Consider the following 11877-nt stretch of genomic DNA (forward strand, 5'->3'; position numbering starts at 1 on the left):
GTTCGCGGATGATCCGAGACCCAGTGTCCCTACAGTGTCTGGAGTGTCTCGGGTAATGTGCACAACGCTTCGCGGACTGTGAACTGCCCTCCATTTCGACCGGACAGTCGGCATAAGCAGAAAGGCTCAAGCACAGGCTTGAGGACAGGCTTATGTCTAACGAGTATCGACACGTTGAATTGCTGACGGGTGATGTTCGCCGCAGGCGGTGGACAACTGAGCAGAAGCTGGCAATCATTGAGCAAAGTTTCGGACCTGGCGAGACGGTGTCTTCCACCGCTCGCCGTCATGGCGTTGCGCCCAATCTGCTTTATCGGTGGCGCAGGCTCTTGAGCGAGGGAGGTGCTGCAGCCGTGGATTCTGACGAGCCGGTTGTCGGCAATTCGGAAGTGAAGAAGCTGGAGGATCGGGTCCGCGAGCTGGAGCGCATGCTCGGGCGCAAGACGATGGAGGTCGAAATACTCCGCGAAGCCTTATCCAAAGCAGACTCAAAAAAACGGATATCGCGGCCGATCTTGTTGCCGAAGGACGGTTCCCGATGAAGGCCGTGGCAGATACGCTGGACGTCTCTCGTTCCAACCTCATCGAGCGGCTGAAAGGCAAATCAAAGCCGCGTGCGCCATACCACAAGGTCGAGGATGCAGAGCTTCTGCCCGCCATTCGCAGGCTAGTGGATCAGAGGCCAACCTATGGCTATCGGCGGATTGCCGCGCTCCTCAATCGCGAAAGGCGAGCCGCCGATAAGCCTGTCGTCAACGCCAAACGGGTCCATCGCATCATGGGCAACCACGCCATGCTGCTGGAGAAGCATACGGCCGTTCGCAAAGGCCGCCTCCACGACGGCAAGGTGATGGTGATGCGCTCGAATCTGCGCTGGTGCTCGGACGGTCTGGAGTTCAGTTGCTGGAATGGCGAGGTCATCCGTCTCGCCTTCATCATCGACGCCTTCGACCGGGAGATCATCGCCTGGACGGCGGTCGCCAACGCGGGCATCTCCGGCTCTGACGTGCGCGACATGATGCTGGAGGCGGTCGAGAAGCGGTTCCGCGCAACCCGAGCCCCACAAGCCATCGAGCATCTCTCGGACAATGGTTCTGCTTACACCGCGAGGGACACAAGGCTATTTTTAAGCGGCAAGGAGACCCCATCTGGCGCGGCTGATGCTGAGCAGGGTATTTCGGGCATACGAGTTCTCTGAATGTGAGGATCTATGTCTAGACCTACGGCTAGCGTTGGGTTGATGCGAATGATCGAAGCGGTGCCCGATCGCCTTGACGGGTCGCCGCGACAGTTGCGGCGTTTCTGGTCCGACGAATTCAAGGCCACAGCGGTTGAGCAGGCCTGTCAGCCCGGTGTGAACGTGTCGGCAGTCGCGCGGCAGATCGGGATCCTGCCGTCTCAACTCTACCGCTGGCGCAGAGAATTGTTGGGCAGCGATGAGCCTAAACAGGCAGCAGCGGCATTTGATCCGCAGAGCGTCGCACCTGACCCTGACCCCGTCGTCGAAATCGTCATTGGCGGTATCGTTGTGCGAGCCGGCCGCCATGTCGAAGAAGCGCATCTGCAGTTTGTCATCCGAGCGGTTCGCTCGGCATGATCCCCGCAGGTGTAAAGGTCTTCCTCGCCAGTCATCCCATTGACTTCCGCAAAGGGCCGGACAGCTTGCTGTCGCTGGTGCGTGATGCCGGCAGTGATCCGTTCAACGGCTCGCTCTATGTCTTCCGGGCCAAACGGGCCGACCGGATCAAGATCGTCTGGTGGACTGGATCCGGGGTCTGCCTTTACTCGAAGCGGCTGGAGAAGGCGCAGTTCTGCTGGCCTCGGATCGGCCACAACCGGGTGCAGCTCAATCATGCCCAGCTTATGGCGCTGGTTAACGGCATGGACTGGAAACGGGTTCGCTCCGTGGCGGTAAAGCCGCCGGAGATCGTTGGGTAAAGGCCTGCGGCGAAGTGAATCAGCCGCCTGAGAGGGCAGGAAAACCGGAACGAAATATGCTCTGGTAGGCCTTATGACGCCGCCCGATCTGCAGCTCCCGGATGATGTAGAGACCCTGAAAGCCATGCTCCTTGCCATGGCCGAGAAGGCAGCGCGCGTCGATGCTCTCGAGAGCGAGGTCGCAGATCTGAAGGCCAGAAACGCCGATGCTGATGGACGCATCGAGCGACTGACCCAGATCCTGAAAGCCTTCGATCGTGCCCGCTTTGGCCGGCGATCGGAAAAGCTTGGCTCTCCAGGCATCGATGATGAGCAGCAGGCTTTTGTCTTCGAGGAAATCGAGACTGGCATTGCGGCGATCCGAGCCAAGGTGAACAAGGGTGCCGCCCATACCGAAAAGCGTCCACCGCGACCGCGCAAGGGCTTTGCTCTTCATCTGGAGCGGGTCGAAGTGATGATCGAGCCGGATGAATTGCCCGAGCATGTCGGCAAACAGAAGGTGCTGATCGGAGAAGACGTCTCGGAGCGGCTGGACGTCGTGCCGGCGAAGTTCCGCGTCATCGTCACCCGCCGACCGAAGTATGCCTTCAAAAACGAAGATGGCGTCATTCAGGCAGATGCACCCACGCACATCATCGAGGGCGGCATTCCGACGGAAGCGCTTCTCGCCCAGATCGCGGTCTAGAAGTATGCCGATGGCCTTCCGCTCTACCGGCAGGAGGCAATCTATGCACGCGACAAGGTCGAGCTTGACCGGAAGCTGATGGCTCAATGGATGGGCAAGCTCGGCTTCGAGCTCAAGATTCTGGCCGACTACATCTTGGCCGAGATCAAAAAGGCTGAGCGTATCTTCGCTGATGAGACGACGTTGCCCACACTCGCGCCCGGATCTGGATCGGCCAAGACGGCCTGGCTATGGGCTTATGCACGGGATGACAGACCCTTCGCTGGCAGTGGCCCGCCGATGGTCGCCTATCGCTTCGAGGATAGCCGCGCGGACGATCGTGTCGCCCGGCATCTGAGTGGCTATCGCGGTATCCTTCAGGTGGACGGTCATGGTGCCTATAACAAGCTTGCCAGATCTGACGGCGGCAATGACGGCGTGATACTGGCCGGCTGCTGGTCCCATAGCAGGCGCAAGTTCTACGAGCTCCACGCCTCGGACAGCTCCAAAATCGCCACAGGAACGGTGGAGCTGATGGCGAAGCTCTGGCAGGTGGAAGAAACGGCCCGCGGTCAATGCCCTGACGCCCGTGTCGCGGCGCGCCAGGCGACATCTGCTGCGGTTGTCATGGAGCTCGTCGCCCTCTGGCAGAAGACTCTGCTGCGGATCTCCGGCAAGTCGAAGCTGGCCGAGGCGATCCGCTATGCCACCTCGCGTCGCTCCATCTTTGAACGCTTTCTCACCGACGGCCGCATCGAGATCGACACGGATGTTGTTGAACAGTCCCTTTCTCAGCCTTTTTGTGGTTCAGGTGGCCTGTCTCTCCAGGCTTCTACCATGGCTGCGTAGGCTGCCTCCGCCTGTGCAACGAGCTCCATCTCTCGATGGCGGATTTCCTTGATCCAGTAATCGCGGGCGGGACCAGCTGGCCCATGTGCTTTGGCTGCCCCGGCACGCAGTTCGAGCTTGCGCATCTTCATGGCAACAAAGGCGGGCCGAGCCCATCTGTAGGGAGCTTCCTTGGTCAGCAACTGCCAGATCAGATTCGCAATCTTGCGCGCCGTTGCGACCGCCGCGACGTTGAGGCCTTTGCGGTCCTTGATCCGGAGAAAGAAGGCCCGCAGCGGCCCCGGAACCGACGCGGCCGACCAGGCAGCTTCAATCAGCATCGTTCTGGCAATCGCATTTCCCTGTTTCGAGATGCGGCCATGGATTGCCCCCGCGATCGCCGGACTGGCGCACCCGCGGGGTCAAGCCGAAGTAGCTCGCAAGCCGGTCGGGCGTCTGGAACCGGGAGATGTCCCCAATGGCGGCTATCACCGCCGTGGCAACCACGGAATTTATTCCGGCGATCGTCATCAGCTTGCGCGTGCGAGTGTCGTCGAGCGCAATTCGCGCCATGGCGCCATCCAGCTTTTCAAGCTTGCCCTTCAGCCAGTCCAGTTCATCGAGATGGCGGGCAAGGAGGTCGCGCTCTGCCTTGGGCAACGGGGCCGTCGAGAGCCAGTCCCTGCCGCCTTTTCCGAACAGATGTCCCGAGTATTTCGGCACGAGATTGGCGTGAAGAACGGCCTGGACCCGGCTCTTCACCCGTCGCACTGATCGCACGAGCGCCGCGCGCTCCGAGACGAGACGACGCAGGTTCAGGGTATCGTCATCCGCGGCCCAGACCTCTGGCAAAAAGCCGGCGGCATGAAGCTGCGCTAGAATCCTCGCGTCGACTTTGTCGGTCTTCACGCGCGCGTGCGCGATGGCCTTCACCTGAAGCGGGTTCGCGATAACGACCTTGGCCACGAAAGGCGTCAGCAACCTTACGATGGCCGAGGTGTTCCCGGTCGCTTCGAGTATAACTTCGTCATCTTTTCGAAGCTTCTGCCCAAAGGCCACCACAGCGTCGTAATCCAGTTCCACCCGGAATTCTTCTGTGATCTTGCCCCGGTCAAGAACCGCGACCTGCGCAAAACTTCGATGCACATCCATTCCGATCGACCGCATTCAAATTCCTCCATGTTGTTAATGGGGGAGTGCGCGGGCTGTGCGACATCTACGGATACGCGCTCGCAGCGCAGACGGGATAGTCGCAGGGGCGGCCAGATAACAACGCGAGCTCGCAGCTCAAAGTCAATTCGGCCTGCCCGCTTCTTCGCACTCCGACGCCCCTGTCCCGACACGACAATTCTAACATGACAGGATAGAATCTGCCGAGCGTTCGTGGGGCGCCGATAGCAACATGCCCGATAACAACATAGCCGAGCGCGCAATCAGGCCCCAGACAATTAAGCGAAAAAAAACTTTCTTCGCTGGCAGTGACGGCGGCGGAAGCACCTGGGCGACAATCGCCACGCTCCTTCAGACGGCGAAGATGAAAAACGTTGATCCGCAGGCCTGGCTCACCTAGACCCTCGAGCGCATCGCCAAAGGCTGGCCCAGCAGCGATCTCGATGCACTCATGCCGTGGAATTACACGCGCTGAACGGTCTCAGCTCGCCGCTTACGGCTATTTGCCCAGGCGCTCAATCTGACGTCTTGCTTCACGCCGGTGGCCAGTCCGCAGTCGAACGGAATGTCAGAAGCCTGCGTCAAAACCCTGAAGCGGGGAATATATCCGCATCGCAGCACTACCGGACGCAGAAACAGCGCTACGACTCATCGACGGATGGATCGAGGACTACAACGAAATCCATCCCCATTCCGCGCTCAAGATAGCTTCCCCTCGGCAGTTCATCAGGGCTAAATCAAACTAGCCGACATGTCCGGTGAAACGGGGTGCACTCCACCTTATCTATGTCGGAGGCGCGCACTCGGATTCCGCGCGGTTGGCTCCCGTCGTGCGGCAAATCTTGGATAAAGGGGTAGCCTGTTCGACCCAAACACGCTGACCAGTTGGTCGCGACAATCGACAACGCCAGGGTAAAAAGCAAGCTCAGAGCGAAAGAGCGACACGGCACACGTAAACCATACAGATAATCGTGGCGGTCTGCCTTCAGACCGGCCACGCCAGCAATGCTCGGAGAAATCGAAAAGACGCACCGTCTTACGACAAGGAAATTGTTCTCTAGCGAGTGAACGAACGTCAGGCATTTGACTAGGTATTCTCACCCCGCTTTCGATGTGGCAAAGGAATTTCACGGAAATTGCAACTCGCTGTCCGCGCCTCTTCGGCGGCTAGATTTGGGCAGTTCGATATGCAATAAGCGCTGGCAACTTCGCTGGTTGAACTAAGGGCTCAATATGAAAAGCAATATCTCTGTCGTGGTAACATCCATCAACCCGCCGACGAAAGCGCTCAAGGACATTGCGACAGATGGGCGGGATTTTTACTCGAAGTTCATCGTGATTGGCGACACCAAGAGCCCTGCCGACTTCTCGTTGAATGGTTGCGAATACTATTCCGTGGATGACCAAACAGCTCTCGAGCACAAACTAGCGCGCATTGCCCCGACGAAACATTACGCTCGGAAAAACATTGGCTACCTCGAGGCTATCGCTCGGGGAGCTGAAATAATTGTTGAAACAGACGATGACAACATACCCCTTCCAGAATTTTGGGCGCCTCGTGAGCGTAAATTCAACTCGGCGCTGGCCACCGGGGGAAGATGGTACAACGCCTACAATTATTTTTCCGACGGACCCATCTGGCCGCGCGGTCTCCCGCTTGAGGATGTAAAGGCAGCCAGGCAGACCAATTTCAACTTTACTGAGGGAGCAGTCGACAGTCCCATCCAGCAAGGATTGGCAGATGACGATCCCGATGTCGATGCAGTATATCGCTTCCTGTTTGAGCTCCCGGTCAAATTCGACAAGGGTAAAATAGTAGCGCTCGAAAAGGGCGTTTGGTGCCCCTTCAATAGTCAGAACACGACCTGGTGGCGTGATGCGTTTCCGCTAATGTACCTGCCGTTCAACTGCTCTTGGCGTGTATGCGATATCTGGAGAAGCTTGATTGCGCAACGTATCGGATGGGAATGTGGATGGAAGCTCTCGTTCCATAGTGCATCAGTGTACCAGGATAGAAATGCGCATGATCTACTTCGAGATTTCGCAGAGGAAGTACCTGGTTATTTGAACAATAATATTATTGTCGATAAACTGATTGCTTTGAATCTACTGCCAGGCAAAGACAATTTACTAGAGAATCTTCGCCGATGCTACCTCATGCTTATCGAGGAAGGACTTGTGGGTCGAGACGAACAAGCTCTCCTCGAGGCTTGGTCACATGACATTGCTTCTCTGACTTAGTGGTTCGGCTATCATGACGGTTGCACTTGTCACTGGCGCGTCGGGAATGCTCGGATCGGCGCTCGTTCAGAAACTAAAGCGTTTAAAAACGTATGACGTCATTTCTGTCGCGCGGGCTGACGTTGATTTGCTTAAGGCTGAAGACGTAAGGGCGTTTTTCGAAGACGTTAAGCCGAAGATCGTATTCCATTGCGCAGCCAAGGTCGCCGGGTTGGGTGGTAACAGTGCCTTTCCCGCCGAATTTTTTGATGAGAACGTCCTCATAAACACGCACGTTGTTCAGGCTTCCAGGTTAGCCGGGGCTAGCAAGTTTGTAGCTGTTTCCACGGCTGCGATATATTCCGATACCGCCCCGCTACCCATGAAAGAGTCAGATATATGGGAAGGTCCACCTCATAGCTCAGAAATTGCATATGGGGTTGCAAAGCGAGCGATGCTGACACAGCTTCAATCTTACAAGACGCAGTATGGACTGGATTACGGTTACGCGGTCCTAACAAATTTATACGGCCCGAACGACACGTTTAACATGAACTACGGCCATGTCGTTCCTTCACTCATGTGCAAATTTAGAGAAGCAATAAGTCGTACTAAAAATATAGAGGTCTGGGGTGACGGAACGCCACAGAGGGATTTTCTCCATGTGGACGACGCCGCCGAGGCGCTGATTCACATAGGTGAACGTGGTGATGGCGCGTTTAACGTCGCCAGTGGATCGACCGTTACGATTCGGGAGCTTGTGGAAATGTTAGCCGGCATCGTAGAATTCAACGGCGAGATCGTATGGAATCGAGATAAGCCGAACGGTCAACTATTACGGCAATATGATCTGTCCTCCATCCACTCCTTAGGTTTCACGCCTCAGGTTTCGCTTCCAAAGGGACTAAAAAGCACTTGGGATTGGTACATTAACGGAACTAAAGAGTAAAGGGATCAACTCGTATGAAGAAAGCCATTATAACGGGCGTTACAGGGCAGGATGGCGCATACTTGACGTCGTTACTGCTGTCCAAGGGGTACGAAGTACACGGAGTCAAGCGTCGGTCATCCTCATTCAATACTGCCCGAATTGATCACATGTACGTGGACCCTCATTCTGCCTCGGCACAGTTGGTCCTCCATTATGGTGACCTGACTGACTCCGCCAATCTTATTCGGCTGGTGCAGCAGATCCAACCCGATGAAATTTACAATTTAGCCGCGCAAAGCCATGTACATGTGAGCTTCGAAACGCCCGAATATACCGCTAACTCCGATGCAATTGGCACTTTGAGGCTTCTTGAAGCGATCCGAATACTTAAGCTCGAAGAAAAAACGAAGTTTTATCAGGCCTCAACATCCGAGCTGTATGGTAAGGTTCAGGCGGTCCCGCAGAGCGAGACAACGCCATTTTACCCTCGCAGTCCCTACGCTGCTGCAAAATTGTACGCTTACTGGATAACCGTCAATTATCGCGAGTCCTATGGAATTTTCGCATCGAACGGAATTCTCTTCAATCACGAGTCTCCGCTCCGTGGCGAGACGTTCGTCACGCGTAAGATCACGAGGGCAGTCGCGGCGTATGCTCATGGACGGCAAAGTTGCTTGTTTCTTGGTAACTTAGATGCTCAGCGCGATTGGGGTCATGCGCGAGACTATGTCGACGGAATGTATCGCATAATGCAGCACAGCGAGGCGTCCGATTTCGTGCTCGCTACCGGCGAAATGCATACTGTCCGCGAATTCGTCGAGTTGGCATTTGGCCACATAGGGATATCGCTAGAATGGCGCGGCGAAGGATTAGACGAAGTCGGCGTGCGCATAGATAATGGAGACATCGTCGTGCGGCTGGACCCGCAGTACATTCGACCTGCAGAGGTCGATCTGCTTCTCGGCGACCCTTCAAAAGCAAAGAGGGAATTAGGCTGGACGCATACCACAAACTTTACTGATCTTGTCAGAGAGATGATGGAAGCCGACCTCAACGATGTTATGCCGAAAGTCTAGATCGAAAAATGGTTAATCATCTCGTAGTAGAATGTATCGGTGGCTTGACTAACCGTCTAATGGCTCTGACATCGGGAATGAGGTTAGCAAGCTATTACAACCTCGGTTTCAAGGTGTGCTGGGAAGCAGCGACTGAATGTGGCGCCGAGTTTTCGGAGCTATTTGACAACGACTTCGAGCTCGTAGCGGCTTCCGAGCGGGAAAACTACGCCAACGGCGCTAGTATTGGTTTCGGAAGCGCGGGCTGGAACAAGGACCCTGTACTTCCAAAGCCCACTGAAGGCGAAAACTTTTGGCTAACAACACATGGCATAATCACACATTCTGACGAGGCAAGAAACAGAAGCTTCTTTCCAGACTCAGGCGTTATCTTTGACGTTGGGCGTTATATGCGAATACTGCGCCCGTCTACTCCGGTGCTCGCATCGGCAAACCGGGTGAACTTTACCCCTCAGAGCACTGCTACCCTACATATACGTCGGCCCTACAGTCGAGCCGTCAAGATCTCGGACGGTGCCCATGCCAATGAACAAAGGCTGTACGGCTCTATAACGGACGACTATTTCTGTGGCGTCATCGAAAAAATGCTTGTTGCTGACGAGGGATTGCAGATCCTTCTTTGCACCAATTCCGACGATACCCAAGACTGCATAAAGTCACGCTTTTCTGATAAAGTTACAGCGTACGGTAAATCCTCGGATGCCTTAGACACAAGTCAGTCATCGTCTGCGAGAGATGCACTTGTCGATTTGATTCTCATGTCCCGTACCTTTGGTATTGTTCGGCAAGTGGATACGCATTTCGGGCTTTACGCTAGCCTTACTAACTTGACACCCAATCTGGTGATTATCAGACAAGAAGAAGGTGAGGCTGAACTTGGTTTCCTTCGATACGGAGAAAACCAAGCTGTTGAGTTCGATCGCTCTTCTAATGCATTGGTGCGGTTCTGCGACAAAGAGACAAATTTGCTACGCTACTGATCGCAATACTGACATAGAGTACAAATTTGTGAGGTCGCCGTTGACGAAATTCAGGTGTCACTTTCCTCTGGATCTTCGGCAACGGCGGCTAGCACGTTTACCTTATTCGGGGTCATATCCGCATGATCCTGATTAGTTTGGGCATTCCTGCGGCCAGAACGGAATCACAATCTCGGCGTATGCATTGTCTCTAATGTAATGTTTGCGACTCGAACCGAGCAGCGAAGCGGTGCGTAGGTTCGCGGGCAATCGGCATAGACGAAAATCGTGGCCGGCGAGGGCGCAGGGCAGACGTGAATGGTGTTCTGCGTCTCGCGTGTGTGGAAAACATGGACTAGCGTACCGTCTCCTAGAGCGCGTCTTGTTTAATCCGGGTCATATCCGGCAGCCCTGAAGTAGTTTGCACATTCGGCGGGAACAAAGAGCGGGACGAGGCTACCGACCGTGTCCCATAAAGCGTCGACCGTCCTTTCGGCCCGTGCCCGCAGCAGCGCCTTGAGCTTTGCGAAGGCGTTTTCGATGGGGTTGAAATCTGGACTGTATGGCGGGAGGTAGAGCAGGTTTGCGCCTGCTGCCTCGATTGCGTTGCGAATGCCGGCGGCTTTATGGGCAGGCAGATTGTCCATGATGACGACGTCGCCGGGATGGAGTGTGGGCACCAGCACCTGTTCGACATAGGCAAGAAAGACGATGCTATTCATGGCGCCGTCGTTGACGAAGGGCGCGGTCATACCGGTCAGCCGAAGCGCTCCGGTGAAGGTCGTCGTCTTCCAATGACCATGCGGCACACCGGCCCGGCAGCGCTCACCGCGCGGTGCTCTTCCACGCAGGCGGGCCAACTTTGTCGAGAGGCCGGTTTCGTCAATGAACACCAGCTTTGCCGGATCGAGATCGAGTTGGCCGTCGAACCAGTCTCGGCGACGCTTCAGGATGTCGGGGCGGTCCTGCTCCAGTGCATGTGCGGACTTTTTTTGAACGTCCAGCCCCGACGGCAGAGCCAGGCGCTCAAGGCGCTGCGGCTGATCCGCACTGACTGCTCGCCCACGAGCCGCTCCACCATCTCGTTCAACGTAATGTCCTTGCGCTCCTCAGTAAGCGCTGTCCTGACCCCACCTTCCGGATCGGCGTTTGATTGACGATGTTCAGCCTCGAAAGAGGGCTTGGATATATGTCGATTTCAGAGCTTACGCTTAAATCCAAGGATGAGCCGGTACGCCAGTTCGAGGTGTTCACTGGCAATGGCCGTCGTCGGGAATGGACCGACGATCAGAAGGCGCAGATCGTTGCGGAGAGCTGCGACCCGGGCGTGACGGTGTGCTCTGTGGCGCGGCGGCATGGGTTGACGCCTCAGCAATTGTTCACATGGCGACGGCTCGCCCGAAAGCCAGCTGGGGTTCTTTCTGTGCCGGCGGAGGAGCCGATGTTTGCACCAGCGGTCATCGTGACACCCGAGACGTCGGAGCCGAAGAAGGCGCGGCAGGCACGTTTGCCAAGAAGAACTTCTCCGGAGTCGGCTATTGAATTAAAGATTGATGGAGCCACGCTGCGCATTGCCTCGGGCACCGATGCCGCAACCATTGCTGTCGTCATCCAGGCGTTGAAGGCTCAATCGTGATTGGGCCGTCCGGTGCGGTGAAGGTAATGATCGCCACCAAGCCTGTAGACTTCCGCAAAGGCGCGGAAGGATTGGCGGCACTGGTGAAGGCTGAGATGGGTGCTGACCCGTTTTCCGGCATGATCTATGTATTCCGAGCCAAACGCACGGACCGGATCAAGCTGATCTTCTGGGACGGCAGCGGCGTGTGCCTGGTCGCCAAACGACTTGAGGATGGCGAGTTCCATTGGCCTCGAATGCAGGACGGCGCGATGCATCTGACATCCGCCCAGTTCTCGGCTCTGTTCGAAGGATTGGACTGGAAACGCGTGGCAGCGCCGAGCCAAACGCGCACGCCTGTTAAGGCCGGATGACGGCCGCGACCAATTGAATCAGCCGCATTCAACCTCTCGTTCCGAGCGGCAAAATATGCTGTTCTCAACCTATGACGATGACGGCAGACGAGCTTCCGGATG

Annotated in this window: 8 protein-coding genes and 6 pseudogenes; 12 read left to right on the top strand and 2 right to left on the bottom strand. The window is 56.1% G+C overall.

From position 1 onward, the window contains the following. Window positions 1–152 precede the first annotated feature (152 nt). From LRX75_RS11590 to tnpC, 4 genes and pseudogenes are all read left to right on the top strand, one after another. Window positions 153–1126: pseudogene (locus LRX75_RS11590) on the top strand (IS3 family transposase); the annotation flags it as partial. 120 nt (window positions 1127–1246) lie between these two features. Continuing rightward, on the top strand, window positions 1247–1597 hold the full coding sequence (locus LRX75_RS11595) for a transposase (RefSeq protein ID WP_231814487.1): 351 nt from the start codon (window positions 1247–1249) through the stop codon (window positions 1595–1597). Next, window positions 1594–1938 (top strand): IS66 family insertion sequence element accessory protein TnpB, encoded by a 345-nt coding sequence (tnpB, locus tag LRX75_RS11600; RefSeq protein ID WP_231814489.1) that lies wholly within the window; start codon window positions 1594–1596, stop codon window positions 1936–1938. The genes LRX75_RS11595 and tnpB (LRX75_RS11600) overlap by 4 nt, the downstream gene beginning before the upstream one ends. Before the next feature lie 73 nt (window positions 1939–2011). Continuing rightward, window positions 2012–3445, top strand: a pseudogene (gene tnpC, locus LRX75_RS11605) (IS66 family transposase); the annotation flags it as partial. On the opposite strand, the pseudogene LRX75_RS11610 reads toward tnpC, so the two are convergent. After that, window positions 3394–4582 (bottom strand): annotated as a pseudogene (locus tag LRX75_RS11610) (IS110-like element ISAtu7 family transposase). The pseudogenes tnpC and LRX75_RS11610 sit on opposite strands and share 52 nt — an antisense overlap. A gap of 256 nt (window positions 4583–4838) precedes the next feature. Here LRX75_RS11610 and LRX75_RS11615 point away from each other — a divergent pair. The 6 genes and pseudogenes from LRX75_RS11615 to LRX75_RS11640 all read left to right on the top strand — a co-directional run. After that, window positions 4839–5075 (top strand): annotated as a pseudogene (locus tag LRX75_RS11615) (transposase domain-containing protein); the annotation flags it as partial. A gap of 9 nt (window positions 5076–5084) precedes the next feature. Further along, window positions 5085–5346, top strand: a pseudogene (locus tag LRX75_RS11620) (integrase core domain-containing protein); the annotation flags it as partial. Window positions 5347–5833: 487 nt separating this feature from the next. Beyond that, a complete protein-coding gene (locus tag LRX75_RS11625; RefSeq protein WP_231814491.1) occupies window positions 5834–6841 on the top strand; it encodes an STELLO glycosyltransferase family protein in 1008 nt (335 codons plus the stop codon). A 13-nt stretch (window positions 6842–6854) separates the two neighbouring features. Next, complete coding sequence (locus LRX75_RS11630; RefSeq protein ID WP_231814493.1) at window positions 6855–7769, top strand: GDP-L-fucose synthase family protein; 915 nt, start codon at window positions 6855–6857, stop codon at window positions 7767–7769. 14 nt (window positions 7770–7783) lie between these two features. Further along, window positions 7784–8827: a GDP-mannose 4,6-dehydratase gene (gene gmd / locus LRX75_RS11635; RefSeq protein WP_231814495.1), complete on the top strand. Its 1044-nt coding sequence runs from the start codon at window positions 7784–7786 to the stop codon at window positions 8825–8827. Between the two features lie 59 nt (window positions 8828–8886). After that, complete coding sequence (locus LRX75_RS11640; protein ID WP_231814497.1) at window positions 8887–9807, top strand: O-fucosyltransferase family protein; 921 nt, start codon at window positions 8887–8889, stop codon at window positions 9805–9807. 365 nt (window positions 9808–10172) lie between these two features. Here LRX75_RS11640 and LRX75_RS11645 read toward each other — a convergent pair. Further along, window positions 10173–10906 (bottom strand): annotated as a pseudogene (locus LRX75_RS11645) (IS630 family transposase); the annotation flags it as partial. Window positions 10907–10945: 39 nt separating this feature from the next. Here LRX75_RS11645 and tnpA point away from each other — a divergent pair. Together tnpA and tnpB (LRX75_RS11655) are read left to right on the top strand one after the other, a co-directional pair. Next, a complete protein-coding gene (tnpA, locus tag LRX75_RS11650) occupies window positions 10946–11422 on the top strand; it encodes an IS66-like element accessory protein TnpA (RefSeq protein ID WP_231814498.1) in 477 nt (158 codons plus the stop codon). Then, window positions 11419–11775 carry an IS66 family insertion sequence element accessory protein TnpB gene (tnpB, locus tag LRX75_RS11655; protein WP_231814499.1) on the top strand — a complete coding sequence of 119 codons (357 nt, stop codon included), beginning with the start codon at window positions 11419–11421 and terminating at the stop codon, window positions 11773–11775. The genes tnpA and tnpB (LRX75_RS11655) overlap by 4 nt, the downstream gene beginning before the upstream one ends. Window positions 11776–11877: the final 102 nt, after the last annotated feature.

Source organism: Rhizobium quercicola, from assembly GCF_021168455.1.
Taxonomy (GTDB): domain Bacteria; phylum Pseudomonadota; class Alphaproteobacteria; order Rhizobiales; family Rhizobiaceae; genus Ferranicluibacter; species Ferranicluibacter quercicola.

Coding starts and splice junctions, on each gene's coding strand:
- LRX75_RS11640 (WP_231814497.1), top strand. CDS start 8,887: ATGGCTCTGACATCGGGAATGAGGTTAGCAAGCTATTACAACCTCGGT.
- tnpA (WP_231814498.1), top strand. CDS start 10,946: ATGTTCAGCCTCGAAAGAGGGCTTGGATATATGTCGATTTCAGAGCTT.
- gmd (WP_231814495.1), top strand. CDS start 7,784: ATGAAGAAAGCCATTATAACGGGCGTTACAGGGCAGGATGGCGCATAC.
- LRX75_RS11625 (WP_231814491.1), top strand. CDS start 5,834: ATGAAAAGCAATATCTCTGTCGTGGTAACATCCATCAACCCGCCGACG.
- LRX75_RS11595 (WP_231814487.1), top strand. CDS start 1,247: ATGATCGAAGCGGTGCCCGATCGCCTTGACGGGTCGCCGCGACAGTTG.
- tnpB (WP_231814489.1), top strand. CDS start 1,594: ATGATCCCCGCAGGTGTAAAGGTCTTCCTCGCCAGTCATCCCATTGAC.
- LRX75_RS11630 (WP_231814493.1), top strand. CDS start 6,855: ATGACGGTTGCACTTGTCACTGGCGCGTCGGGAATGCTCGGATCGGCG.